The organism is Thermosipho affectus (assembly GCF_001990485.1).
GTDB classification, from domain to species: Bacteria; Thermotogota; Thermotogae; order Thermotogales; family Fervidobacteriaceae; genus Thermosipho; species Thermosipho affectus.
This window is the reverse complement of the sequence record NZ_LBFC01000018.1, coordinates 257,952-284,059: the sequence shown is the minus strand read 5'-3', so window position 1 is coordinate 284,059 and position 26,108 is coordinate 257,952. Positions and strand designations below refer to the sequence as shown.

The 26,108-nt window shown below is 29.7% G+C and carries 25 protein-coding genes; 12 read left to right on the top strand and 13 right to left on the bottom strand.

Features of this window, described 5'->3' with window-relative positions:
- The first annotated feature begins 56 nt into the window (after positions 1–56).
- Genes XJ44_RS05795 through amrA form a run of 5 tightly spaced genes read left to right on the top strand, consistent with a single transcriptional unit; the run spans position 57 to position 3,729 of the window.
- Positions 57–1,250 (top strand): L-cysteine desulfidase family protein, encoded by a 1,194-nt coding sequence (locus XJ44_RS05795; protein ID WP_075666048.1) that lies wholly within the window; start codon positions 57–59, stop codon positions 1,248–1,250.
- A gap of 13 nt (positions 1,251–1,263) precedes the next feature.
- The gene (locus XJ44_RS05790) at positions 1,264–2,127 is read left to right on the top strand and encodes an ATP-binding protein (protein WP_077198363.1); all 864 of its coding nucleotides are present in this window, start codon (positions 1,264–1,266) and stop codon (positions 2,125–2,127) included.
- A gap of 41 nt (positions 2,128–2,168) precedes the next feature.
- Positions 2,169–2,708 carry a DUF4897 domain-containing protein gene (locus tag XJ44_RS05785; RefSeq protein ID WP_233119526.1) on the top strand — a complete coding sequence of 180 codons (540 nt, stop codon included), beginning with the start codon at positions 2,169–2,171 and terminating at the stop codon, positions 2,706–2,708.
- Positions 2,705–3,214, top strand: a complete 510-nt coding sequence (locus XJ44_RS05780; RefSeq protein ID WP_077198361.1) for a DUF6115 domain-containing protein — start codon at positions 2,705–2,707, stop codon at positions 3,212–3,214. The genes XJ44_RS05785 and XJ44_RS05780 overlap by 4 nt, the downstream gene beginning before the upstream one ends.
- Entirely contained in the window at positions 3,211–3,729 is a 519-nt protein-coding gene (amrA, locus tag XJ44_RS05775; protein ID WP_077198360.1) for an AmmeMemoRadiSam system protein A, read from the top strand. The genes XJ44_RS05780 and amrA overlap by 4 nt, the downstream gene beginning before the upstream one ends.
- On the opposite strand, the gene XJ44_RS09380 is transcribed toward amrA, so the two are convergent.
- The 5 genes from XJ44_RS09380 to XJ44_RS05750 are packed head-to-tail and all read right to left on the bottom strand — an operon-like array spanning position 3,723 to position 10,316.
- A complete protein-coding gene (locus XJ44_RS09380; RefSeq protein WP_233119525.1) occupies positions 3,723–5,405 on the bottom strand; it encodes an HD domain-containing phosphohydrolase in 1,683 nt (560 codons plus the stop codon). The two genes, amrA and XJ44_RS09380, sit on opposite strands and share 7 nt — an antisense overlap.
- On the bottom strand, positions 5,402–7,861 hold the full coding sequence (mutS, locus tag XJ44_RS05765) for a DNA mismatch repair protein MutS (protein ID WP_077198412.1): 2,460 nt from the start codon (positions 7,859–7,861) through the stop codon (positions 5,402–5,404). The genes XJ44_RS09380 and mutS overlap by 4 nt, the downstream gene beginning before the upstream one ends.
- Positions 7,854–8,495, bottom strand: a complete 642-nt coding sequence (gene tsaB, locus XJ44_RS05760) for a tRNA (adenosine(37)-N6)-threonylcarbamoyltransferase complex dimerization subunit type 1 TsaB (protein WP_077198359.1) — start codon at positions 8,493–8,495, stop codon at positions 7,854–7,856. Before tsaB ends, mutS begins: the two co-directional genes overlap by 8 nt.
- A gap of 49 nt (positions 8,496–8,544) precedes the next feature.
- Positions 8,545–9,027 carry a DUF5317 family protein gene (locus XJ44_RS05755; protein ID WP_077198358.1) on the bottom strand — a complete coding sequence of 161 codons (483 nt, stop codon included), beginning with the start codon at positions 9,025–9,027 and terminating at the stop codon, positions 8,545–8,547.
- The gene (locus XJ44_RS05750; protein WP_233119524.1) at positions 9,027–10,316 is read right to left on the bottom strand and encodes an HD-GYP domain-containing protein; all 1,290 of its coding nucleotides are present in this window, start codon (positions 10,314–10,316) and stop codon (positions 9,027–9,029) included. Before XJ44_RS05750 ends, XJ44_RS05755 begins: the two co-directional genes overlap by 1 nt.
- A gap of 417 nt (positions 10,317–10,733) precedes the next feature.
- Here XJ44_RS05750 and XJ44_RS05745 point away from each other — a divergent pair, with 417 nt between their 5' ends.
- Genes XJ44_RS05745 through XJ44_RS05715 form a run of 7 tightly spaced genes read left to right on the top strand, consistent with a single transcriptional unit; the run spans position 10,734 to position 19,108 of the window.
- The gene (locus XJ44_RS05745; protein ID WP_077198356.1) at positions 10,734–11,930 is read left to right on the top strand and encodes a hypothetical protein; all 1,197 of its coding nucleotides are present in this window, start codon (positions 10,734–10,736) and stop codon (positions 11,928–11,930) included.
- Positions 11,927–12,784 (top strand): hypothetical protein, encoded by an 858-nt coding sequence (locus XJ44_RS05740; protein WP_075666040.1) that lies wholly within the window; start codon positions 11,927–11,929, stop codon positions 12,782–12,784. The genes XJ44_RS05745 and XJ44_RS05740 overlap by 4 nt, the downstream gene beginning before the upstream one ends.
- 1 nt (position 12,785) lies before the next feature.
- A complete protein-coding gene (locus XJ44_RS05735) occupies positions 12,786–13,178 on the top strand; it encodes a hypothetical protein (RefSeq protein WP_075666039.1) in 393 nt (130 codons plus the stop codon).
- Positions 13,171–14,586: a GT4 family glycosyltransferase PelF gene (gene pelF, locus XJ44_RS05730; protein ID WP_084758774.1), complete on the top strand. Its 1,416-nt coding sequence runs from the start codon at positions 13,171–13,173 to the stop codon at positions 14,584–14,586. Before XJ44_RS05735 ends, pelF begins: the two co-directional genes overlap by 8 nt.
- A 1-nt stretch (position 14,587) precedes the next feature.
- Positions 14,588–15,979, top strand: a complete 1,392-nt coding sequence (gene pelG / locus XJ44_RS05725) for an exopolysaccharide Pel transporter PelG (RefSeq protein ID WP_077198355.1) — start codon at positions 14,588–14,590, stop codon at positions 15,977–15,979.
- A complete protein-coding gene (locus tag XJ44_RS05720; RefSeq protein ID WP_077198354.1) occupies positions 15,976–18,231 on the top strand; it encodes a DUF2194 domain-containing protein in 2,256 nt (751 codons plus the stop codon). The genes pelG and XJ44_RS05720 overlap by 4 nt, the downstream gene beginning before the upstream one ends.
- Positions 18,232–18,265: 34 nt before the next feature.
- A complete protein-coding gene (locus tag XJ44_RS05715) occupies positions 18,266–19,108 on the top strand; it encodes an MJ1477/TM1410 family putative glycoside hydrolase (RefSeq protein WP_233119523.1) in 843 nt (280 codons plus the stop codon).
- A gap of 4 nt (positions 19,109–19,112) precedes the next feature.
- Here XJ44_RS05715 and XJ44_RS05710 read toward each other — a convergent pair whose 3' ends face one another.
- From XJ44_RS05710 to XJ44_RS05675, 8 genes are all read right to left on the bottom strand, one after another.
- Positions 19,113–20,432, bottom strand: coding sequence for a glutamine synthetase family protein (locus tag XJ44_RS05710; RefSeq protein WP_075666035.1), 1,320 nt, complete (start codon positions 20,430–20,432; stop codon positions 19,113–19,115).
- A gap of 100 nt (positions 20,433–20,532) precedes the next feature.
- Positions 20,533–21,387 (bottom strand): RluA family pseudouridine synthase, encoded by an 855-nt coding sequence (locus XJ44_RS05705; protein WP_233119530.1) that lies wholly within the window; start codon positions 21,385–21,387, stop codon positions 20,533–20,535.
- Positions 21,317–21,862: a signal peptidase II gene (lspA, locus tag XJ44_RS09375; RefSeq protein ID WP_075666721.1), complete on the bottom strand. Its 546-nt coding sequence runs from the start codon at positions 21,860–21,862 to the stop codon at positions 21,317–21,319. The genes XJ44_RS05705 and lspA overlap by 71 nt, the downstream gene beginning before the upstream one ends.
- A gap of 9 nt (positions 21,863–21,871) precedes the next feature.
- Positions 21,872–22,726, bottom strand: coding sequence for a CheR family methyltransferase (locus XJ44_RS05695; RefSeq protein WP_075666033.1), 855 nt, complete (start codon positions 22,724–22,726; stop codon positions 21,872–21,874).
- Positions 22,665–23,387 (bottom strand): hypothetical protein, encoded by a 723-nt coding sequence (locus XJ44_RS05690; protein WP_075666032.1) that lies wholly within the window; start codon positions 23,385–23,387, stop codon positions 22,665–22,667. Before XJ44_RS05690 ends, XJ44_RS05695 begins: the two co-directional genes overlap by 62 nt.
- Position 23,388: 1 nt before the next feature.
- On the bottom strand, positions 23,389–24,147 hold the full coding sequence (locus tag XJ44_RS05685; protein ID WP_075666031.1) for a YebC/PmpR family DNA-binding transcriptional regulator: 759 nt from the start codon (positions 24,145–24,147) through the stop codon (positions 23,389–23,391).
- Positions 24,148–24,195: 48 nt separating this feature from the next.
- Positions 24,196–24,774 (bottom strand): ATP-dependent Clp endopeptidase proteolytic subunit ClpP, encoded by a 579-nt coding sequence (gene clpP, locus XJ44_RS05680; RefSeq protein ID WP_232218230.1) that lies wholly within the window; start codon positions 24,772–24,774, stop codon positions 24,196–24,198.
- A 13-nt stretch (positions 24,775–24,787) separates the two neighbouring features.
- On the bottom strand, positions 24,788–26,095 hold the full coding sequence (locus tag XJ44_RS05675) for a trigger factor (RefSeq protein ID WP_075666029.1): 1,308 nt from the start codon (positions 26,093–26,095) through the stop codon (positions 24,788–24,790).
- Between the last annotated feature and the right edge of the window lie 13 nt (positions 26,096–26,108).

Here is a 26,108-nt window from a genome sequence, read left to right as displayed (position 1 = left end):
CCTAATTATCATATTATTTTATCATATGGTATAATTCTTTTGAAAGGGGGATTTTTATGCTAAAAGAAATTTTTTTTGACCAAGTTAAACCTGCATATGGTTGCACAGAACCTATAGCAATCGCACTTTCGACAGCAGTTGGAAAAGAGCATTCAACAGGTGAATTAAAAGCAATAGAAATATCTTTGGATAAGAATACGTATAAAAATGGTTTGGTAGTAAATATACCAGGCACAGATATATTTGGGCTTGAACTTGCAGCATCTTTGGGATACATATGTGGAGATGCAAAAAAAGGTTTAGAAGTTTTAAAAAATATAAATCCAAAATGTTTGGAAAGTGCTATGAAAATAAAAAATTTAGTAAAAATCTCTCTTAACGAAAAAAATTACCTTTTTGTGGATACAACTATAATCTCAGATAACAATGTACAGATACTTATTGAGGGAAAACACGATAACATTGCAAAAATAGTGATTGATGGCAAAGTAATTAAAAATGAAAAATTCAATCCTAAAAAAACGAGCATAGAAAAAATTAAAAACTTTTCCATAGATAAGATTTTAGATTACATAGAAAATCCAGATACAGATATCTTAGACTTCGTTGAAAAAGCCATTGAAATGAATCTGGAAATTGCAAAATTTGGAATAAACACAGAAGGAAACTTCTCAAATGCCGCAATAAATGAGTATGTAAAGTATGTAAGTGCAGGTGTAGATGCAAGAATGAGTGGTGCTTTGAAACCTGTAATGACGGTGGCTGGAAGTGGAAATCAAGGTTTGTCCTGTATACTACCACTTGCTTTATATAAAGACAAAGTTTCAAAAGACAAATTATTAAAAGCCACACTATTAAGTATACTAGTTACAATATATATAAAGGCATACACAGGACTTTTAACCCCCATCTGCGGTGCTGGAACCATTTCAGCAGCAGGGGCTGCAGCAGGATTAACTTATATAAACAATGGGAATAAAAAACAAATAAAAAATGCAATAAATGATACTTTAGGTACACTCTTTGGATTAACGTGTGATGGTGCCAAAAGAGGATGTGCACTTAAAGCTATAACTGGTACTCTTACTGCTCTACAAGTAAGCAACTTAGCTTTACACAATATAGACGTTCCATGTGGAAATGGAATAGTTGCAGAAGATGTGGAAGAGACAATAAGAAGAGTGGGAAAACTTACAAATTCTGTTAAACAATTTGACCGTGATGTATTAGATTTCATTGGAAAATGCTAAAGGGAGGTACTTTATGAAATGTCAACATTGTAAGAAAAAAGCTATTTTCAAATCACCAAGACTTTGCGAAGACCATTTTGTGGAATACTTTGAAAGAAAAATAGGAAAATTTTTGGATAAATACAAAATCAAAAATAAAAAATTACTTGTTGCAATTTCAGGTGGAAAGGATTCTGTAGCAGTAAGCTACATTCTTTCAAAATTAAAAGAAAAATTCAATTTAAAAATAGAATACTTTTTTATACGACTTGGAATCCCCGTATTTACCGAAAAATCCGAAGAAATAGCACTAAAAATCACACAGATGACAAATGAAAAGTTAACTATATACGATTTAGAAAAAGAAGAAGGGTTTACAATAATGGATATAAAATATAAACCTTGCTCATACTGTGGAATGATAAGAAGATATATATTAAACAAATACGCATTCGAAAATGATTTTGATTATGTGGTTTTAGGTCATAATTTAGATGATGAGGTCTTTTTCATATTCAACAACATGTTCAACAAAAACATAACACAACTTCAAAGAACAGGTCCCTTAACACCTACAATAAAAGAAAAAAAACTAGTTGGAAGGATTAAACCATTGTACTTTTTAACAGAAGAAGAAATTTTAACATACACAAAACTAAAATCTCTTCCATATATCGGTTGTGCTTGCCCAAACTCTCTAAAAAGCACACAAAAAAAATTCAAAACAAACATAGAGTTTTCTAGGGATCAAAAATTAAACATCGTATACAGCATTTTAGAGATGAAAAAATTCTTACCTGAAGAAAAAATAGAAATAAAATTTTGCGAAAAATGTGGATATCCAACGACTAGTAACATATGTAAATTTTGTAGAACTAAAGAAAGGATAAGGGGGTAATTTTTTTGCAAAACAAAACTTTGTTTTACATATTACTTTTCATGATAGTAGCATTTTTAATATTTGATTTTTTCACAATATTTAATCGAAAACCAAAATTCGATATCACATATTATCAAACTATCATTGAAACTGATTATTCAAACGCTGCAACTATAACAACCATTGCAGGGCTTTCTTTTAACGATCCAAAGGAAATGGAAAACTACAAAGTAAGTTATACACAAAATTCATCTGCTACCTTTCTTGATTATTTCAAAAAGATATCAGAAGAAATCGGAAAAAACATGAGTGTAAAAATGTACAAAAACTCTGCCTCAGAAAGGGCAGGAATCTTAGAAATACAAGAAATTGCCGTAATAGAAAACCTAGTCACAATAGGCAACAACAAATACACATTAAGTTTAGGCAACATACAAATAAATCCAAATGAAAATTCTTCATTTATAGTATATATCCCAAAAGAAAGTGTTCTGATATCTGCTCAACCTACCCCAACTAGTATAATTAAAAACAAACTCTATTGGTCTGGAAATACACTTAAAAATTTTCCAACGGTAATCTATGGAGGGAAAAGATGAGTTTTGTTGAATGGCTAGTGCTATTATCAACTATCTTTAGTGTTTCGTTTGCATGGGGAACATACCTTGTGCATCTGTATTCTACCAAAAATCAACCCGAAAAGTTGAAAGAAGATGAAGAACGTCTCATCCAGTTAATGGGACGGGTAAAAACTTTTGTTGATTCAAAGTTGGAAATATTAGAACAAAAAATGAAAGAAGTCAACGATTTAATTTCTGAAATTAACGACCTTTATTCAAAGGTACTTTTGGATATGTCTCAATTAAAAGAAAAAAATAGACAAAAAACACAGGAAAATATAATCAAAGAAGAAAAAATAATTCTAGAAGAAAAAAATGAAATAAAAAAAGAACCAAAAACAGAAAAAACAATGGAAGAAAAAATAATCGAACTTTACAACAACGGTACTAGTGAAGCAGAAATTGCTAAAAAATTTGGTATAGGTATCGGCGAAGTTAGACTTATAATAGATTTATTTCTCCGCTCGAAAGGTGGACAACTATGATTGGAGAACATCCATATGTAAAATGGGCAATAAAGGTAATAGAAAATTATGTTTTATATTCAAAGATAATAAATCCGGACAACTCATTGCCAAAAGAATTATTCGAAAAAAAAGCGGGCTGTTTTGTAACTCTACATACTACAGATGGAAATTTAAGGGGTTGTATAGGAACGTTTAAACCTACTCAAGAAAATCTTGCTCTAGAAATAAGAAATAATGCAATCGCTGCTGCAACACAAGACCCAAGGTTTTTACCACTTTCAAAAAAAGAACTTGGTTCAATTATTGTATCTGTAGATGTGCTAAGTGAAATAGAAAAAGTAAACTCAATTAAAGAACTTGATCCAAAAAAATATGGAATAATAGTAAAACAAGGGAACAGAAGAGGGCTTCTACTTCCAAATATAGAAGGTGTTAATTCAACAGATGAACAAATAAGAATTGCAAAACTAAAAGCAGGTATATATTCAGAAAATTTCGAAATATATAAATTCACAGTACAAAGATATCACTGATAAATCTTTTTCCAAAGTTTCTTAATTGTCTTTTCGCACCTTACAAAAACCTCCAATACTTTTGGAGAAAAGTGTTTTGGTTTTGTCCTTCTGTCGCCTTCCATTATTATTTTCATAGCTTCTTCATGTGTAAATGCCTTCTTATACGGCCTTTCCGATCTAAGTGCATCGTAAACATCTACAAGATGAACTATAGCAGCTTCAATAGGAATTTCCTCTCCCTTTAAGCCGTATGGATATCCACTTCCATCCCAGTTTTCATGATGATATAGTGCTATATTCCTTGCAACTTCAAAATGTGGTTTATCACCAATTAAACGTGCACCGTATATCGTGTGTTTTTTCATCTCTTCCCATTCCTCTTCTGTCAATTTTCCATTTTTCGTTAAAATATTTCTATCAACAAAAATCTTGCCAATATCATGCAATGGTGCATAATGTCTTATCTTATAAACCATTTCCCTTGAAAACCCCATCTTTCCTGCTATAAACGCCGACAAAATCCCCACTCTATCTATATGATTCCCTGTATTTTCATCGTATCCTTCTGCAACTTTTGAAAGTTTTATACTAAAATCCAAATATGCCGATTCTAACTCATCATTTACACGTTCTATTTCTTTGTAACTATTTTCTAATTCTTCATTCATGGCAGTTAATTCTTGAAATGTTGCAGACATTTCTTCTATCATATATTCATATTCACGTATTAATTCATTAACTTCATCTATCTCACAATCTTCAAAATTATTCACATCAAATATCTTTGTCTTTCTATACTCTCTCATATTGGAAATCAATTTTTCAAAATAACTAGATAATCTTCTAGAAATCTTCTTTGAAAGCTTTATAGAAAACAAAATACCTATTAAAACTGCACCGCCAATTATTAACGACATATAAAAAAGGACTTTATATATATACGAAAAGTCAAATGACACACTTAAAAGTAAAGGTCCAAAAACTTCTTTTTCACTTTCAAATTTCCATGGATAATATATTGTATAAATTCCTCTTTGTTTTTTTATATGCAAAATACTATCACTAAAAACTCTTTTTAAGTCCTTTTCACTTAAATCTGTTTTAAGAAATCTTTTTGAAATGGGCATTCCAGAAGAATCACAAACGTTAACTGAAGATATAAATTTAAAATTTTTACTCATATCATTTATCTCACTAAAAGTATCCTTTAGAAACTCAAGTGGCAAACTCATTCTCAAAACATATATTTTATCATTTATCCTAATATACAGATTATTTTTGAAAATTCCATTAACGATATTTTTTTTAATATAATAATCTACAGATTTACTGAGTTTTCCTCTCAACTTTTTATCTAAATCATTAAAATCTAAAATATCCATATATGCATGTTTAAAATAGAAAGGGGCCTTTGAAAATAGTAAAGTTAAAACTCTTTCTCCTTCATCTGGATTCATTTCCAAATATGAAATAGATGATTCTAACTCTTTATCCAAATACCAATTAAAACTCTTTAAAGTTCTTTCAAAAATCTCCATGGTATTTTTGACAAAGGATACGGACATATCTTCAATCTGTTTATTTATACGAAAATTTACAAAAAGATAAAATAAAGAAAGTACTAAAAACAAAATAATCAATCCAAAAACAATGATTTTTATATAACTTTTAAAAAGAAGATCCTTAAACTTCAACCATTAACACCTCCCTCAAATAGTGAAAGTTGTCCATTTGGTATTTTTTTCTTACTTTTTATTTTCTTTAGTTGTCCTTGTTTTAACACACTTACTTTTTTTTCCAATTCACTTTTCTTTGAGATTACATCTAATATTTCACGTGCTCTCTCTACAACACCTTCAGGAATACCTGCAATTTGTGCTACCTCTATACCATAACTTCTATCTGCAACTCCTTCAATAACCTTATGTAAAAATATCACACCATTGTTTGTTTCTTTTACTGCTATTGTTAAATTTTTTATTCCTTCATACACATCTGAAAGCTCCGTTAATTCGGTAAAATGTGTTGCAAATATTGTTTTACACCCAATTTCGTTATATATGTATTCACTCATCGCCCAGGCAATACTTATTCCATCAAATGTACTTGTACCTCTCCCCACTTCATCCAAAAGCACTAAACTCTCTCTTGTCGCTTTATCCAAAATCAAAGCTACCTCACTCATTTCAACTAAAAAAGTGCTTTTGCCAGTTGAGATGTCATCTCTTGCACCCATTCTCGTAAATACTCTATCAAAAATGGGAAGTTTAACATTTTCTCCTGGTACAAAACATCCAATTTGAGCCATTACGGCAATTAATCCAACTTGCCTTATATAAGTGCTCTTACCACTCATATTTGGTCCCGTAATAATATACATTCTTCTTTTTTTATCCATGTAAATATCATTGGGAATAAAATCTGAAATGTATCTCTCAACTACAGCATGCCTTGCATTTTTTACACTAAATTCACTATTTGTAAATTCTGGCTTTGTATAACCATACAGTCTAGACACCATTGCGAAATTGCTTACAACATCTAGCTGTGCAAGTTTTTGTGCAAGTACTCTTAAATTTTCCACATAATCTAAAAGTTTCACACGTATTTCTTCAAATAAACTTTTTTCTATAAGCTCTACTTTCTCGCGTGCAGACATTATTTTTTCCTCAAATTCTTTTAATTCCTGCGTTATGTATCTTTCTGAATTTACCAACGTTTGCTTTCTTATATAATCTTCTGGAACGTTCTTTATCTGTCCTTTTGGTACTTCAATATAATATCCAAACACTTGATTAAATCCTACTTTCAACTTTTGAATACCAGTTCTTTGCCTTTCTAATTCTTGAAATTTTTTCAGTCTTTCTTCAGAATGAAACAATAAATTCCTGTAATCATCTAACTCAACAGAATATCCCTCTTTAATTACATTTCCATCACCAGGTGAGTTTGATGGTTCGTCATATAATGCTCTTTCAAGAAACACCACCACTTCCCTAAATTCATCTAAGTTACTTGCAAAATCTTCCAATTTTTTATTTGTGCTCAAAGCTTCTTTAATATGTGGAATCAACAAAAGACTGTTTTTCAAAGATATCAAATCTTTTGGTGAAACCTTTCCATAGCTAAGCCTTGTTAAAATTCTTTCAATATCATAAACTCCGCTTAAATACTCCCTTATCTCATTTAAAAGTAATTGATCATTATAAAAAGCCTCTACTAACCCCTGTCTTTCTAATATTTCATTTTTATCTTTTAAAGGTTGTAAAATCCACTTTTTTAATAATCTTGCCCCCATTGAAGTTTTGGTCTGATTCAACACATCAAAAAGATTCTTACCTTTTTCCCCGGGAATAAGAGATAAATTATCCACTGTTTTTGAATCAAGGACCATATACTTTGTTTTTTCTAATTTCTTGGGTTTTTGTGGTACCTTGCTATCCATTAAAGTGTACTCTAAGTACTTTAAAAGTCCTCCCAAAACCTTTTTTTCAGATTCTAATAATTCAAAATGATCAACAGATGCCAATTTATACGTCTCTTTTATTTTTTCATCATACCCTTGAAAATACCATTCATCCAATTTCTCAACAAAAATATCTGGTAATTCTCTTTTTAAATCTTCATACAACTTTTCATCACAGATTATTTGAGAAATATTTGAAATTTTCACATAATCAATTAATTCATCTAATTTTTCAAAAATTTTTAAAAATAACTCACCTGTAGATACATCAATGAAGGCTGAAACATAATTTTCTTCAAAAATAACCGACATCAAATAATTGTTATCACTTGAGAGAAGTTCGTCCTCAATTATTGTTCCAGGGGTAATAACACGGGTAACTTCTCTTTTAACAATTCCTTTTGCTCGAGATGCATCTTCCATTTGCTCGCAAATAGCCACTTTGTAACCACTTTCCACCAACTTTTTCAAGTAATTTTCAAGTGCATGGTATGGTATTCCCGCCATTGGAGCACTTTGTCTTTTTGTCAACACTATATTTAAAACTTTAGAAATTACCTCAGCGTCCTCAAAAAACGCTTCATAGAAATCTCCAAGTCTAAATAACAATATTGCGTCCTTATACTTTGATTTAATTCCCATATACTGTTTCATCATGGGCGTTAACTTTTCCAAGTCAACCATCCTTTCTGTGTCTTTTCTCAAAATTAATCTCCGCAATAGATTTTTGTATGTAAAGCGGATCAACTTTATCTACAAAATTTCCATTTTCTATTTCTTTTTCCACAAGCATTCCCAATCTCTCAGGTTGGGGATAGTCAAAAAATTCAGGAAATTTTTTCCCGAAAAATTCTGCAGCATCACCTATAACGCTAAAATCTCCATTTAACCTCTCTTTAAATTTTTCAATTTCTTCGACAAATGGAGAAACTTTTACGGATAATTTATCATCGTATATTGCACCATATATATATCCACTTCTTGCCTTACGTACAACTACAATATCTTTACCACAATACAACAGATTTGCCGCTATTATCTTTGTCGATGGAACTGTAACTATCTTTTTATCTATAGAAAGTCCTAAGGCAAATGATATACCAATTCTTAACCCCGTTAAACTTCCCGGACCAATTCCTATACCAACTACATCTAATCCATCAAAATCTATTTCAAATTCTTTGAGTATTTCCATCAAAATACTTAAATTTTTCGTATGTTTATCTTTTGCCATTAAAGTTTGAGTAATAATCCTATTTTCATCTCTATAATACACTACAAGTTGTGGTGTTGATGTATCAATTGCAAAAACTTTCATCAATTATACCTCCTTTCTTTCAATTTTATCATAAAAAAAAGCAGGATATTTATCTATCCCGCTTCTTTATCTTTAACAAAAACAAAAAAACACCAATATACACGAAAATATCACCCACACTTATTATATAATATTCTTTCCACGGCAAAATAACAGGTATCCAATCACCGAGGAATATTTTCCAACTAAACGTGTCAACAACTACATGCCTCATACCTATAGGAAGCGCAAATTTTTTTACAAGACTTTTTAAAACTGGCATTTTCCAACCATTTATCATCATAACGAATGAATTTAAAACTGTTCCAATTGTTATCAAAGAAAACCCCGGAATATGTTTGTTTAATAACAAGAGCACTATTAATATAGAAAAAGAAAGTGGCATTAAAATCTCCCTATAATACGGTATAACCTGAAGAACTAAAGGTATTGGAAACAAATAAAAATACCTATACCTTCTCTCTACTACAAATTTTATTCTTTTAGTTAATATAGAAGTAAAAAAAGAGATTAAAAAGATATATACTATCATTAATACTCACTCCTTACCAAACTTAAAAATATTTTAACGATTTTAGGATCAAAAATCACTCCCGAATTTTCCTCTATAAATAATATTGCCCTTTCTTTCTTCCATGCCTTTCGATACGTCCTGTCACTTGTAAGTGCATCAAAAACATCACATATAGTTAATATTCTAGAAACAACTGGAATATCTTCTTTTGACAACCCATCTGGGTAACCTTTTCCATCCCATCTTTCGTGATGATGCAACACCCATTTTGCTATAGTATCTTTATACTCTGTTATATTTTTTAATATTTCATATCCCTTTTTAGAATGTTCTTTCATTATTTCGTACTCCTCAAAAGACAACTTATCTGTTTTCAAAAGAATTATATCTGGAATTCCTATTTTTCCCACATCATGTAATACTCCCGCAATCTCAATTAACTTTAAATCTTTATCGGGAAACCCTAGCTCTTTTGCCACTTTTACGGCAAGTTTTGAAACATTTTCTCCATGTCCAAAAGTATAACTATCCTTTTCTTCTAAACTTTTGGTAAGTACCGTTAAAAAATCAACCTTTGCATTTCTGTATTTTGTAGCATAATAATTTCCAAGCTGTACACTAACAATTGTAAAAAATGTAATAGGAATTGCGGAAACACCAACCAACCTGTACAAAAAATAAACCACAAAGATATTCAAAGATGTAAAAATACTATTAAAAAACCTTCCTTCACCAAATACTTGTCTTACACAAGCCTTAAATGAACCATTGTAGAAAAAATATAAAAACAAAAATACAAAAGAAAAATTAAAAAAAGTATAAAAAACAGAAAGAACAACAACATAAATGGAAGATAAAAGGATATTTTTCATGATAAAAGAACCCCAATGAAATAACTTAGATACAATAAAAATCAAAAGACCTATCATTGAAGTATTAAAAACAAAAAAATGATAATTCTTAGAAAACAAAACCTTTGGTTTTAAAAAAAGAAAAGAAATCAAAGGTAAAAGCATTGCATTTGAAATATTGAGAATACCAGCAGAAATAATAGAAATAATCATTCCAGCACTCAATATCAAATCAAACTTTTTTTCTTTTTCTTCAAATTTCTTCTCAATAAACGTCTGAAGGTTTACAAGCACAAGTTCAAATGCAATATAAAAAGCAATCATTAGGTAAAAATTTATGTCAAAAAGGTCAAAGCCATTTTTTCTTATAGAAAGAAAAAGAAGGAGCGCATATAATGCTCCTAAAAAACATACATATATAAATAACCTATTCTTTTTCAAATCTAAATTCTTCAAAAAATTCCCCATCGTATCACCTGCTTTTTCTCTCTAACTTACTTTCCTCCTTTTGATGGCCAAAGAGTAAGGTTTCCCACAGTAGCAATTACAAATGGCAAAGCAATAAGTGCGAAAACAATAATTTTCTTCCACATCTTCTTCATACCTTCTCCCCTCCTCCTAAATCATTAGCTTCAAAACTCAATATTATCACAATATTAAATATTTCTATATTAATTAAAAAATTCACACAATCGTCAATAAACTAATGGATTTTTCCAACTATTTCTTTATTTTTTTCGTAATTATTTTAAAATATTTTCTTGAAAAAACATAATCAAATTTGTAATAAAATTAATATTAAATTCAATCTAAAAAACAGCTTATAACAAACTCTTAAAATTTGTTATAATATAGTAAGGATGGTGAAAAAGGATGAAAAAATACTCCAACTATATAGAAATTATTCTCCTTAATTCTCTTCTTTTTACATTTGATATTATTTTCAAATACTACGGATACGTTTTATCTTATCCAAATCCATATTGCATATTAAACATATATATATCTATAAGACATGGCTTAGATATGTTTTTTTTCTCATCCACATTTAGTTTATTTTTCTATTTTTTATCTTTATACATCCACTACAATATAAATATTTTTACCGTTATCTTTACTTGGCCCGTTCTAAGATTTCCGATAGTACTTCTATCTATGGGGTTCATAACCGGATTTTTTAGAGATAGCTATGTACAAAAAATAAATGAACAAAAAACACAAATTAATCTTTTAAATGAAAAAATAAAAGCACTTGAAAAAACTATAGAAAAATATAAACTTTTGACTAATGACCTTCAAAACAAGCTACTCCTTGAAAATAAAGGAGTTTCTTTGTTTGTGGATAGATTAAAAGAAATAGAATTTAATAATCCTGAAGACATATTTAATGAAGCAGTGGAACTAATATACGACTTTGTAAGCGCCATAACTGTTTCCATATATACTCTAAGTAAGAACAACTTTTTACGATTAAAAGTTAGAAAAGGTCCACAAATCCTTCCAAATTCATTTCCAATAGAAAAATCAAAGATAATTTCAATGGCCAATGATTTAGGATTTGCATCTGTAAGTGTTTTGTACATTTCAGATGAAAATGTAGACTTTTCTATGGAACCTATAATGGCTACAAAAATTTCTCAAAGAAATAAAACAATAGGTTTTGTCCTAATTGAAAACATGGACCCTGAGAAAATAAACAAAAATACGGAAACATATCTTAAACTTTTATCAGATTGGCTATCAAACCTTCTATATGTTTCAATTGAACTTGAAAAGCAGACTATAACTACAGATATAGAAAAATTTAAAGCCGTATTTGAAAAGATAGATGAAAGATTTAAAAGGTTTAAAATTCCATACTCACTTATCGAAGCTTCTATTACTAAAGATTTTGATATTAGCAAGATAAAAAAATATATCAGAGAAACTGATTTTGTTTTTTACAATCCGTTACAAAACAAGCTAAGTATTCTCTTAACTTCTTGCAATTCCCAAGGACTAAATCGCGTGTTAAACAAAATTAAAACCGAAAGGAAACTAAACATACTGGAGGCTTATACAAAAGAATGAAAAAAATAATTATATTTGTATCACTTATTTTTGGAATTCTTTCTTTAATAAAATTAAATATATTCTTCTTCTTTCTATATCTAATACTAAACTTAATAGATCTAAAAGTATCAGATCTTATTGGATCTATTATATTTTTCCCGTATTATCCAATAATAAAAACATTATTAATAACCCAAAAAAAACCAAAATATATCCCTATAGAATTTAAAGAAAAAAACATTGAAACATTCAACCCAAACTTTAAAAGTGTTGATCTTGCACCATTTAACATAATCATAAAACACGGAAGTGTTTCACAAAAAAAGGAAGCTATACGTTTGTTATTCGAACTACTAAAAAAAGAACAAATAGACTTTTTGGAAGGTCTTCGTCTACTTTATTTAGTCATAAAAGTAGAAACAAACCAAGATGTAATTTTATACACAACTGAAGCAATAAACAATATTGAAAATTTACTTTTAGAAAAACTTTCAAAAATCAATAATAAAGTAGAATACGCAAGGTATTCATTCTATTATGCACTTTCTCCATTTCTTACCGAAAATCAAAAAACAGATATACTTATCTCTACAAAAAAAACACTTCTACAATTCTTAGAAAAATATCCTCTTAATATAGAAGCAATCCTTTTGTTATTAGATGTATTACAAGAATTAGGAGAAAATACCTTGATTGAAAAAATATTAGATGAAAAACTAAAAAAACTAAAATTTCAACCTCTATTTGAAAAAGCAATGTTATATTATCTAAAACAACGTAATATCAAAGAGGTCAAAGAACTATTAAACGTTTTCTACTCTTATAACTTTTCATTTAAAAACGAAGCACTAAAAATACTCTTGGAGGGATAACATGGATAAAATCCTTTTTATTATAACTTTCATTTTAATAATTTTAATAATTGTAATAAACTACAATCAAGCGGTGATTGAATCACCGTATGAACTAAAAAAACTGCCTTGGAATAAAAGAAGTTTATACATAAAAATGAACGAAACATTTAACGAATTGTACCATAAAAAAGAACTTGGTATTGAAGACTTATCTAAAGTAGAATACCTCATCTTAATTTCTTCAACACTAAAGGATTTTAACAAATACAAATTTGCCGAAAGTTTAAAATTTAATTTACTAATCAAAGAACTTGAAAAATTAAATTTATCATATACACAAAAAATAGGACTTTATATAATTAAAAACAATCCATCGGAAAAAAAACTAAAAAAAATCTTGGAAGGTGATTAATCTGAAAGTAGGTCTACTTTTTGAAGGTACTTATCCTTACGTGGTGGGAGGCGTATCAAACTGGGGACATTCTTTAATAAAAAACATGAAAGATATTGAATTTTGCGTTATTCATGTGGGTGATACTCCAAGAGAAAGAAAGCAAAAATACGTGTTTCCCGAAAACGTAACAGATTATTTTGAATTCTACCTCTTTGCAAAATACAAATTTAAAAATAAAAGAAAAGTAACAAAAAAATTTACCAATTCTCTAGGAAAAATTATAACCTATCCATTTAATGAAAATAAAATGGGAAAGGATTTATATTATCTATTTAAGAAAAATCTCAATTTCGATTTTACAAGTTTCCTAAAATCTGAGTTCTATTGGAGTTCAATACTAAAATTCTATGAAAAATACTTGCCTTTTGAGAATTTTCCAAATTACTACTGGACATTATATTCTATGATGATACCCTTTTTAAATTCTATGGCTATTGATCTTCCAAAATGCGATATATACCATACAATCACCACAGGATATGCAGGAATTTCAGCTATTTTAAATGGGTTAAAATACAACAAACCCGTGATTCTTACTGAACATGGTATATATCACAGAGAAAGACAACTTGAAATACTACGTTCGGATTGGATTAAAGAAGAATTCAAAACAGGGTGGATAAAACTTTTTAACACAATAAGCTCAATTGTATACAAAGGTGCAAAGAAAATAACAACATTATTTGAAGACAACCAAAAATTTGAAAAAGAACTCTGCAGTGAACACTCAAAAATGCTTGTAATACCAAATGGTATTGATGTAGAAAGATTCAAAGACATACAATACAGAAAAGAAAAACAACCATTTACCATTGGAATTGTAGGACGAGTTGTAGAAATAAAAGATATAAAGACAGCAATAAAAGCTGCAAGAATAGCAAAAGATGAAATAAAATCTTTCAAGTTATACATAATTGGTCCTACCGATGAGGAACCTGATTACTTTAAAGAATGTTACGAAATGGTAGAAATATTCAACTTAAAAGACACGGTTGAATTTACTGGAATGGTTGACGTAAAAGAATATTACGATAAATTAAATATCCTTCTAATTTCAAGTATAAGTGAAGGTCAACCACTAGTTATACTTGAAGCATTATCAATAGGTATTCCAGTAGTTGCAACAAACGTTGGGGCATGTAGAGAATTAATATACGGTAGTAAAGAAGACATTATAGGTCCTGCTGGCATTGTCGTAAAGCCCAAAGATTTTAAAGCCATGGCAAATGCAATTATCACTTTGTACAAAGACGATTCTTTTAGAAAAAGAGCATCAGAAATAGGAAAAAAAAGGGTAATGTTAAGATATAGGTTAGATCAAATGGTGGGAAACTACAAAAAACTATACTATTCGGTGGTGGAATAACTTGGCGGGAGTCGGATTTAAATTAAATAAATTATTCTTTCAAAATAGAGTTTCGACAGATGCACTTGCCATACTTTATTCTATATTGACCGCTTCAGGTCCATGGATTATTACCACTTTATCTTTGTGGATAATACTTAACTATTTAAATATATTTAACATTTACTTTAATACTGCGATCATATATGGATTTATTTTTTCTATAATAATATCAGGGATTTTTTCTATGTTTCTTTCAAGGAGAATTTCAGATATTATGTATTTAAAAGAATATGAAAAAATTCTCCCTGAAACATTGGGAATAATTGTAGCAAATGCAACTTTATTAATTATCTTTCTTGTTTTATTTTTTCTATTTAATCCCCAACCATTTAAATTTATTATTTCATTTACCTATCTTACACTCTCATTACTTGTCTTATGGTTAATTTCAATTGCGGCAATTTCCACTGACGAAATTAATTGGTACATTACATCATATGTATTAATGGGTATATCTTCTATTGTTTTTTCCAAATTATTTTCCTACTACAACCTTTCGGAAATATATGGTTATGCATTAGGTATAACTGTGGGTATAATAACAAATTTTATAACAGTATATAATACATTTGGAAATAATAATCAAAAAATTTCCTTCGAATGGTTAAAAGAAATAAAAAAATATTGGCAACTTATGTTAATAGGGGTTTCGTATTATCTTGCTATATGGGTTGATGATTTTATAGTGTGGAATAATCCAAACTTTGGAGAGGAATTAATAGACGGATTTAAATTTTCATTTATATACGATAGTCCCATGTTTTTTTGTTATCTAACTATAATTCCCACAATTACCATGTTTATATTGGTACTTGAAACAAGGTTTTATAAAAAATATAAACATTTTTACACTTCACTAAAGGAAGGATACGTATATTCCGAGATATTAACTATAAAAGATGAAATGGAAAAAGAACTTTTACAAAGTATTTCACTTACCATAAAGATTCAAATATTAATTACCACGTTATTTTTTATACTAAATGAATTAAAACTTCTCCCTATATCAAATGAACTTTCAAAACCTATTTTAAGACTGGGACTAATAGGGGCAATGCTCAACGGTTTTTACCTCATGGTAATATTATTAATTTTATACTTCGATTTTAGAAATTTGGCGTTTAGTTTGAATATAGCAGTATTATTTTTGAACATTTTCTTAAGCCACATTTTAGTCTCAAAGATAGGTTATGCATCCCTTGGTGCAGGATATGCCCTTTCATTTTTAATAGGAACTATGGTTTCATATACATTACTTAAAAAGAAAATAAAAGATATAATTAAAATCGAATTTTTCAGACAAAATCCTTCTCTTCCAGAAGGAAAATTAATTAGAGGAGTGAAAAGATGAAAAAAATATTATTAACAATTTTTCTAATCTTAAGCATCCTATCATTTTCTCAAAAAAAGATCTTACTTCTCTACAAAGGCTCTGAAGAATACGGAGAATACATGCTAAAAGATCACGTAATTCCCATCCTTGAAAAAAATAACCTAAATTTTGATTTAGCAGACATTGAAAAATTTAATTACTACAACATCTCATCAAAACACTATACTGGGATAATCTCATGGTATTACTCAACAAAACTAAACACTCCCGAAGTATACTTAAGACAACTTTCTAAATTTGTTGAAGAAGGCGGTATATTTTTCTTTTTTAACAATTTAGGAGTTTCAACTGAACAAAGGGAAATCAACAACCTATTGAACAAGATAGGTATACATTATATGTATGGATACAAAGTCTTAAAAAATTTTGAAATTACATATGATAAGGATTTTTTTACAGCAACACCAAGTACATTACCACAACCTGTTGAAAAATACAAAATCTTTGCAAAAGATATAAAAATTATTTTAGATCTAAAATCAAAAGATACAAAATATCCATTAATATTTATCTCTCCAAGAGGTGGATGTGCAATTTTCAATAGCTTTTTAAACAACGAAAAGGTTGTACTCAACATTGAAAAGCTAATAGACGTATTTTTGACAAAACAAGTTGGAATGAAAAACAAAATACTAATCGTAAAAGATACATATGATTCAAACTTTTACACAAAGATTCAATATGACCTAAAAAAAACTTTAGAATACGCAAAAATAAATTTTGATATAACAATAATAGATGACTTTTATAACAAATCATTTATAGATCTTTTACCATATAAATATATAATTTGGTGTACAAATTCAAAGTTCATTTCTTCTGAAAATACAGAGATGTTTCTAAATAACGGAGGTACAATTTTATACATAACAAATATTTATAATACTCCCTGGAAAAACAACATAAAAACTGAAGAACATATCGTCAAAAAAATTTTCTTTAAAAAAGAAATATTTCCTTTAAAAAACACCAAAAACGGCATTGGAATTGAAAGAAGTTTTGAAATTTCTTTCAATGTGGATTTACATAATGAAAAAATTCTATCTTATCTTGTAAGTGATAAAAACATTCCAGTAATTTGGTATAAAAAAGAAAAAAATGGATACCTTGGATACATTTATCCACCAATTATAATAAAAGAAACAAGGGGATTAATTTTACAATGCATCCTTGATATGCAGGATTTTAACATAATGGGATTTTTAAATTCTTTTATATTTTATATAGACGATTTTCCAATTCCGTCGTATGAAATTGTTAAAAAGGGAATAAATGATACAAACTTTTACTATAACATATGGTGGAAAGACATGAAAGATTTTTCAAAAAGCTACAATATAAAATACACAATAGTCACACCTTTAAGTTACAATGGTGCAAGTAATCCACCTTTTGATTTTTCCGAATTTTTAATTTCAGATAAACCCTCAAATGCATTAGTTGAAATCGATAACTCCGAACATGAACTTGGATTACACGGATATAATCATCTTTCACTTTTAAAAAGAAATTGGGAAAATGAAAAAAACCTACAAGAAGGTCTTAAATCGGCCAAAAAGTTTATCCAATTAATTTTAGGACATCCTATTTTTATAAATAGTTATGTAGCTCCAAATAATATAATAGATAAATTTGGTATAAAAAATTTACTAAAGGCACTTCCAGAAATAAAAACAATAGGTACCACTTACACATCTAATGATGATTTTTCAGAATACAAAATTATCGGCAACTTTGCAATTGTAATACCACGATCCACATATGGTTATTATCCACTTAAGAAAATCCTTTTAAATTCCATAAACACCCTTGCAAATTTTGGTTCTTTCCAACACTTTATACACCCAGATGACTTCTTTTCAAATGACAGAAATCCTAAAAACAAAACATGGGAAGAGCTATTGTCTTATTTAAGTACATTCTACTACAAAGTTAAGATAACTTTTCCATGGTTAGAAAATCAAACTGCTTCAGAGGCATATCCTTATTTTTTTGATTTTTTAACACAAAAATACGAATACAATATCAAAAAAGATAAAATGGAAATAATTATTTCACCATCTGCTTTAAAACCAAAATATTTTCTTTTACGCACAAAAATTCCCATAAGAAGCATACTGGGAGGTGACATAGTGGCATTTTATCCCGAAAACGATATATACATATTAAAAACAACTTCATCAAAAGTAGTTATAACTTTTCTAAGGTGATAATATGAAATATATAACTTTATTCCTGATATTTATGATTTTAATATATACTCTAAGTATTGAAAAGATAAATGTACCGTTTATATATCAACTTCAAAATATAGATTTACAAAAAATCTATACCTTTTATACTCCAAAATTTCTGGTTATAGATGTTTTCTACTTAAATGATAAAGACAAAGTTTATCTAAAAAAACTCCAAAAAGACGGCACAAAAATCCTTGCATACTTAAGCATCGGCGAGGCAGAAAGCTATAGAGATTATTGGAAAGATGCTTGGAAAAAAAATCCACCAAAATGGCTTGGAAAAGAAAACAAATATTGGAAGGGAAATTACAAAGTAAAATATTGGTATAGCGAATGGAAAAATATAGTTTTCAAAACAATAGATAAAATTTTGTCATACAATATAGACGGTCTTTACCTCGATTTAATAGACTCTTATAAATATTGGTCAGAAAATGGCTATGAGATAATGTTTACAGCAAATGAAATGATAAGATTTTTAAGCGAAATAAAAGAAAAAGTAAATAACCTTTTAATTGTACCTCAAAATGGAGAAGATATTATAGACTTTGATTTCAATAATTTGTACATAAAATCAATAGATGGAATAGGAATTGAAACTCTATTTTTTTACAAAAATAGAAAACTAAAAAGTGAAAAAAGACTTACGTACATACTCAAAATACAAAACTCTGAAAAATTTGTTCTTGTTACAGATTATATATACCCACCAAATAATGAAAATATCTTAAAAGAATTTATTAATTTATGCGAAAAATATCATTTTTATGGATATCCCGCAAATAAAAATCAACGTTTAAAAGATATATCACTTGGTTTGAAATACTACAAAAAATATGAGGGCAATTAAGCCCTCATATTATTTCATATTTTCTTCTTTCCCATTCACTTACAAATGTGGAATATTCTCTCCATTCTTTTCTTTTCATTTTTATAAATTTGGAAAATATATGCTCACCAAGTGCTTCTTTTATTATTTCGCAACCTTCCATTTCATTTATAGCTTCACTAAGATTTTCCGGCAACAACTTTATCCCAAAAATTCCTTTTTCTTCTTCTTTCATATGATAAATATTTTCCTCAACTGGCATTGGTGGTTCTATTTTTTCCTTTATACCAATAAGCCCCGCTTTAATTAAAACAGTAAAAGCTAAATACGGATTACATGAAGGATCAGGTGCTCTATATTCTAATCTTGTCCCCATTTTTCTTGCCATTGGTACTCTAATAAGTGCAGATCTATTTGCAAGAGACCAAGCGACATTTACAGGGGCTTCATATCCTGGAACTAACCTTTTATAACTATTTACAGTTGGATTTGTAATCGCCGTTATAGGCCTTGCAAATTTTATTAAACCTCCTATAAAATACCTCATTATATCGGAAATATCATCTTTTTCCTTATCGTAAAACGCATTTTCACTTAAATCACTTGTTAACAAACTCATATGCACATGCATCCCACTACCATTAATTCCAAAAAATGGCTTAGGCATAAATGTCGCGTATAAATTATTCTTTACCGCTAACGTCTTTATAACTAACTTTACAGTTTGAACGGCATCAGCGGATGAAAGAGCATTACTGTATCTAAAATCTACTTCATGTTGTGATGGAGCAACTTCATGATGCGTAGCTTCAACATCTATCCCCATCTCTTCTAACATTACAGCAACTTCACTTCTTAAGTGTTCTGCAATATCTACAGGCAAAAGATCGAAATATCCACCTTCATCTAAAAATTCAAATACAGGTTTATTATCTTTTCTTGGCAACAAGAAAAATTCAACTTCAGGACCTGTGTGAGGGACAAATCCTAATTCCTTTGCCTCTTCCATAACTTTTCTCAATCTAAACCTAGGATCCCCTTCAAAAGGTGTACCATCATATTTGTAAACATCACAAATTATTCTTGCACTCTTTTGACCTTCAAGTGTCCATGGAAGAATTGCAAAAGTCGCTGGATCTGGCTTTAAATACATATCCGATTCATTAATCCTAACAAACCCTTCAATTGATGAACCATCAAACATTATCCCCCTTTCAAACGCCCTTTTTAAATCATTCGAAGGAATTTCGACATTTTTTAATATCCCGTTAATGTCGGTAAACTGCAACCTTATAAATTTTATCTTTTCCCTCTCAATAACCTCAAAAATCTCATCTATCCCCATAACAAAACACCCCCTAAAAATAAATAATAAGGCACATAAGCCTTATTTGTTATGATTATATCATTTATTTAGCAAAAATCAACTCTTACAAGATTTTTTATTAAATTTCCGAAAGATTCTTTATCACCCGTTTAAAATCAGAAGGAAGGGGGGCAACAAAAATCATCTTTTTTCCAGTTGTAGGATGAAAAATCGAAAGTCTTAAAGCGTGCAGCATTTGTCGCTTAACTCCAAATATTTCATCCTTTTTTCCTTTTCCATATAGTTCATCTCCAAGAAGAGGATGGCCTATGTATTTCATATGTACTCTTATTTGATGGGTTCTTCCCGTTTTTGGAAAGGCAAGAACAAGTGTAGCAACTTTAAATCTTTTTAAAACTTTATAGTATGTTAAAGCACTTTTTCCCCATTCTAAAGGGGCCATTTTTGTCCTCACAACTGGGTTCCTTCCAAGTGGTACATCAATTGTTCCATAATCTTTTTTTATAACTCCAGAAGTAATTGCAATATAAGTCTTTTCTGTGAGTCTCTCCTTAAATTGACTAGATAAGCTTTGATGAGCTTTATCATTTTTTGCAACAACTATAACTCCACTTGTGTCCTTATCTAATCTATGTACTATCCCGGGTCTTAATTCACCACTTATCCCCTGAAAATCTTTACAATGGTACATCAAAGCGTTAACCAACGTACCAGAAATAAAGGAAGGTGTGGGATGAGTCACCACACCTGGAGCTTTATTTATAACAATTATATCTCTATCCTCATAAATTACATCTATAGGTATATTCTCCGGTACAATTTCCACTTTTTTGGGTTCTTCTGGCAACTCAAAAAAAACCACATCACCTTTTTTTAATTTATAGCTTGGTTTCTTTATCTCATTATTTACTATTATCTCCCCACTCTTGATTGCTTTTTGTATGTACGTCCTTGATATCCAACTTGGAGCTATCTCTTGAACAAACTTGTCCAATCTCCATCCTTTTTCCCGCGCTGTTACTTGAATTTCCAATATCTCTCCTCCACAATGATAATATTGCAATTCCAATACCACCCAAAAGTATAAAGAAATCCGCCAAATTGTATATAGTTGGCCAATAAGGCATAGTTATAAAATCAACTACATATCCAAATCTAATTCTATCCACTATATTTCCCAATGCACCACCAATGATAAATCCTAAAAACATATTCGTTAAAAAATCCAAATTTTTGATCAAAGGTATCAAAGACAAAAAGATGGTAATTGCAAGTGTTAAATAAACAACTATTTCTTTTGAATTTGAAAAAAGACCAAATGCCACACCTTTATTAGTCGCATATGTGAAATAAAATATCCATACCTTAGTTGGATTAAACCTCCAATAATTTGTAGCAATATATTTAGTAATTTGGTCGATAACAAATGCTAACGTTATCCAAAACAAAAAATCACCTCACAACTTTCTGTAAATAAACGGTGATGCAACTTCAAATCCCAACTGCCTGTAATTAAATATTCTCTCAGTGTTCCCTATAAATAACAAACCACCTGGTCTTAAGGACTTTGCAAATTTTTCGTACAACTCCATTTTCGTTTCCAATTCAAAATAAATTACCACGTTTCTACACAAAATCAAATCATATCCTGTTTCAAAACGATCTTGTAATAAATTATGTCTTTTGAACAAAATTCTTTTTTTTACTATATCCTTCACTTTATAAGTCCCTTTGCTTGTTAAATCAAAGTATTTTTTTAAATATTGTGGAGGAGTACTAACAAAGGATCTTTCTTCATACTCACCCATTCTTGCCTTTGTTAAAACACCTATATCTATATCCGTTGCATGAATTTTTGCTGTACTTGGTGCTCTTAATTCTTCAAGTAAAATCGCAAGAGAATACGGTTCTTCTCCTGTAGAACATCCCGCACTCCATGCTTTAAACTTTGTACCACTTTCCTTTAAAAGTTGAGGTAAAAATTTATCCCTTAGTTCCCACCACTTCTCTGGATTTCTAAAGAATTCCGTAACATTTATAGTCATTCTATCAAAAAATTCTTCCTTCTTCTTTTCATCTTTCAAAATCAAATTGTAATAATCTTTATAAGATTTAAGTCTATATTTTTTAATCAACATCTCTATTCTTCTTTTAACTCTATGTGGTTTATAACCTGTCAAATCAAAATTAAATTGCTTTTTTACTTGCTCTAAAAACCATTGAAATTCCTCCATAGAAAATTCTTGTGTATCACCAAATTTTGAACCCGAAAGCAAACTTTCTCTTCTCTTTTTGAAATCTTCCAAAGACATTAATCTCACCCCACTTTACATTCATGTACATTTCTTCTTGCGTTATAAATAAATAATTATTTTTGCTGAAAATAGCCATTCCTAGCAAATTATTTACAGGATTAAAATACAGTCCAAAATACTCGTCTTGAAAATACAACGCCGCTTCTAGCCCGTATTCATCGTAAAAAAAGATCAAATCATCTATTTGAATCCCAAAGATATTCTTTTCTAAAAATTTTTCATAAAAAATTCTGAAATCTTTGTATTTTAGTCCAACATTAATTAAGCCTTCTTTAAAGGATACATCCAAAAAATTTCCAGAAAAATAACAATAATCATTATAAAAACCTGTAAAACCATATCTTACATTCAAACCCATTTCATATGGATTTACAAATACAGAAAATGGAACTTTTCTGTGAAAAAAACCATACTCAACGGAATAGATCTTTGCATTTAAATCAAAAAAAATTTCTGGAACATTTGCTTCAAATACAGGAAAGCCCTGCTCCCAATTAACATTAATATCATATCGAAGCAGGGCTTTAACCTTCCAAAATTCGATGTCTTGAGTAATAGAAAAACCGTACGTATCGAAAAAAGGATCTACCCAAAAATCCAATATTTGGGCAAAGCTTAGAATTTGCAAAAACAAAAACAAAAAAACTATTTTTTTCATTTTATCCTTCAAGTTTGGCCATTATTTCTTCCATTTCTTTGTCATCTATATCAAAATTTGCATAAACTTCTTGCACATCATCATTATCTTCCAAAATACTTATCAATTTCAATACTTTTTCTGCATCTGCACCCGTTACTTTAACGGTATTTTTTGGGATAAAGGTTACCTTTGCTTCTCCCTCAAAACCGTTTTCTGCCAACTTATCTTTTACCTCAGTCATATTTTCTGGAGCTGTAATAACCTGTATAGGATCATCTTCAACAATATCATCTGCTCCTGCATCAATTGCTACCATTGCAAATTCCTCAAAGTCTGCAACTTTTTCTTTCGGAATTTCAATAATTCCTTTCCTTTCAAACAACCACGCAACAGAACCACTCTCTGCAAGAGAACCTCCATGTTTACTCAGAAGATGCCTTAATTCTTGAGCTGTTCTATTTTTATTATCTGTCATAGCATAAATGTACAATGCAACTCCAGCAGGAGCATATGCCTCGTATATTATTTCCTGGTAATCTACACCTTCCAGTTCACCTGTACCCTTTTTTATGGATTTTTCAATTGTATCTTTTGGCATATTTGCCGCTCTTGCTCTTTCTATAACTGCTCTTAATCTTGGATTTGTTTCTGGATCTCCACCGCCTTCTCTTGCAGCAACTATAATCTCTCTAATCAATTTTGTAAATATTTTAGATCTTTTTGCATCTTGGGCCGCTTTCCTATGTTTAATATTTGCCCATTTGTTGTGACCCGACATTCTTTTACCTCCTTCAAATTATCCTTAACACATTAATTATACCATAAATCATTTTTTCCTATCTTCCGGTTTAATAACCTTGTCTATTAAACCGTATTCAAGCGCTTCTTCAGGTGTCATGAAAAAGTCTCTATCCGTATCTTTTTCCAGCCTCTCAATTGGCTGACCCGTGTGAAAACTTAATATTTCGTTAATCTTATTCTTTATTCTCAAAAGTTCACGCGTCATAATTTCAACATCTTTTGCAGGACCTTCCGCGCCACCTAATGGTTGATGAATCATGATTCTGCTATTAGGCAGCGAAAACCTCTTTCCCTTTGCACCTCCAGCAAGCAAAACAGCACCCATAGATGCTGCTTGCCCTATACATATTGTGACAACATCACATTTAACATATTGCATAGTATCGTATATGGCAAGCCCAGCACTTACAGATCCACCCGGAGAATTTATATACAATTGTATATCTTTATCTGGATCTTCTGCTTCTAAAAAAAGAAGCTGTGCTACTATTAAATTTGCAACATGATCATCTATGGCACTGCCCAAAAAGATTATTCTATCCTTTAATAATCTGGAATAAATATCATAAGCCCTTTCATATTTTCCGGTATTTTCAACTACCATTGGGACATATTGATCAATTATTTTCTTCACTCTCTTCACCTTCTTTATTCACATCGACAATTTCTCTTTGAACTTTTTCTGCAGCTTTATCAATAACTTTATCCACAAAAATCATATTCTCTATTTCTTCTCTTATCTCTGGTTTTTCTTTCGCTAAAACCTTTGCCCTTTCAACACTAATACCCCAATAAGGTGCCAAAATTTCGGCGTATTTTTCCAATTCTTCATCAGATACTTTTCTTTCAATGTTATACTCTTTTGCAAGCTTTTCAATTGCAGACTCTTTCTTTAATTCAGTTACATAGTAATCTTTTAAAGATTCTAAAGCCTTTTCTTCAGTTTCGTATTTTTTCACGTAATCTTCATATTTATTTTCTTCTTTCATATTGTTAACTATAAGCCTTACAGCATAATCTATAGTTTTCTCAGAAATAAACAATTCAGTCACATCTGGAAGTTGTGCCAAAATCTGTTCCCTTATTGAATGCTTAATTTCATCATCGTAAATTTTTGTACCTTCTTCTCTTATTTTATTCTTAAGTTCTTCCAAAGTTTCTAGATGTAGTTCGGATAAATTATTTTTTACAAATTCATCGGTTAATTCAGGCAAATTTCTTTTATAAACTTCTAGGATTTCCAATTTATAGTGATAAGTAACACTTTCCCCTTCTTTTCCTGCAAATTCTCTATCAAATTCTACTACATCCCCTTTTTTATGTCCTACTACATTTTTAACGGTTGGTCTTTCATCCTCTTTATACAACACGTATTCATCTTCTTTTCCATCTATTAAAACTTTTCCCGTCTCTTTATTAACCACAAAAACTCTAACTCTAACTAGATCATCAAATTCTGCAGGTCCCTCTTTTGGTTCTAAAACAGCATGTTCTTCCTTTAAAGAATTCAATCTCAAATCAAGGTAATTATCTAGTACTTGTTCCTTATTTGCAATTCTAACCTTAATTTTTTCAACTTCAACTTTTGCAACAGGCTTTTTATGGAAATTTACAACTACTCTTCCATTTTCAGAATTTATTTCCTTTTCCACAATTTCTGGAATTAACAAGAGGTTAGTCTCTTCTTTAAAAGATTTATAAACCTCTTCCAACAATTGCTCAAAGACAAAATAATCATAAAAATCTTTTCCAAATCTCATTTTAAAAACACTAAGAGGGACTTTTCCTTTTCTAAACCCCTCCACAGTATATTTTCTATTCAATTCGTTTAAAGTCCTTCTTTCAGCAGTTTTAATATCTGTACCATCAAATATATATTCCTTAGTCACAATGTTTTTATCAACACCTAGCTCTTTTATTTCCATACTACACCTCCTC

What these genes read in the sequence shown, in the direction of transcription:
- XJ44_RS05685 (WP_075666031.1), bottom strand. Translation starts at nt 24,147, where the DNA reads ATGTCGGGTCACAACAAATGGGCAAATATTAAACATAGGAAAGCGGCC.
- XJ44_RS05720 (WP_077198354.1), top strand. Translation starts at nt 15,976, where the DNA reads ATGAAAAAAATATTATTAACAATTTTTCTAATCTTAAGCATCCTATCA.
- amrA (WP_077198360.1), top strand. Translation starts at nt 3,211, where the DNA reads ATGATTGGAGAACATCCATATGTAAAATGGGCAATAAAGGTAATAGAA.
- clpP (WP_232218230.1), bottom strand. Translation starts at nt 24,774, where the DNA reads ATGGTAGTTGAAAATACCGGAAAATATGAAAGGGCTTATGATATTTAT.
- XJ44_RS05740 (WP_075666040.1), top strand. Translation starts at nt 11,927, where the DNA reads ATGAAAAAAATAATTATATTTGTATCACTTATTTTTGGAATTCTTTCT.
- XJ44_RS05785 (WP_233119526.1), top strand. Translation starts at nt 2,169, where the DNA reads ATGATAGTAGCATTTTTAATATTTGATTTTTTCACAATATTTAATCGA.
- XJ44_RS05735 (WP_075666039.1), top strand. Translation starts at nt 12,786, where the DNA reads ATGGATAAAATCCTTTTTATTATAACTTTCATTTTAATAATTTTAATA.
- XJ44_RS05790 (WP_077198363.1), top strand. Translation starts at nt 1,264, where the DNA reads ATGAAATGTCAACATTGTAAGAAAAAAGCTATTTTCAAATCACCAAGA.
- XJ44_RS05745 (WP_077198356.1), top strand. Translation starts at nt 10,734, where the DNA reads ATGAAAAAATACTCCAACTATATAGAAATTATTCTCCTTAATTCTCTT.
- mutS (WP_077198412.1), bottom strand. Translation starts at nt 7,861, where the DNA reads ATGGTTGACTTGGAAAAGTTAACGCCCATGATGAAACAGTATATGGGA.
- XJ44_RS05695 (WP_075666033.1), bottom strand. Translation starts at nt 22,726, where the DNA reads ATGTCTTTGGAAGATTTCAAAAAGAGAAGAGAAAGTTTGCTTTCGGGT.
- XJ44_RS05780 (WP_077198361.1), top strand. Translation starts at nt 2,705, where the DNA reads ATGAGTTTTGTTGAATGGCTAGTGCTATTATCAACTATCTTTAGTGTT.
- XJ44_RS05690 (WP_075666032.1), bottom strand. Translation starts at nt 23,387, where the DNA reads ATGAAAAAAATAGTTTTTTTGTTTTTGTTTTTGCAAATTCTAAGCTTT.
- XJ44_RS05715 (WP_233119523.1), top strand. Translation starts at nt 18,266, where the DNA reads ATGATTTTAATATATACTCTAAGTATTGAAAAGATAAATGTACCGTTT.
- XJ44_RS05710 (WP_075666035.1), bottom strand. Translation starts at nt 20,432, where the DNA reads ATGGGGATAGATGAGATTTTTGAGGTTATTGAGAGGGAAAAGATAAAA.
- XJ44_RS05755 (WP_077198358.1), bottom strand. Translation starts at nt 9,027, where the DNA reads ATGATAGTATATATCTTTTTAATCTCTTTTTTTACTTCTATATTAACT.
- tsaB (WP_077198359.1), bottom strand. Translation starts at nt 8,495, where the DNA reads ATGAAAGTTTTTGCAATTGATACATCAACACCACAACTTGTAGTGTAT.
- XJ44_RS05795 (WP_075666048.1), top strand. Translation starts at nt 57, where the DNA reads ATGCTAAAAGAAATTTTTTTTGACCAAGTTAAACCTGCATATGGTTGC.
- XJ44_RS05675 (WP_075666029.1), bottom strand. Translation starts at nt 26,095, where the DNA reads ATGGAAATAAAAGAGCTAGGTGTTGATAAAAACATTGTGACTAAGGAA.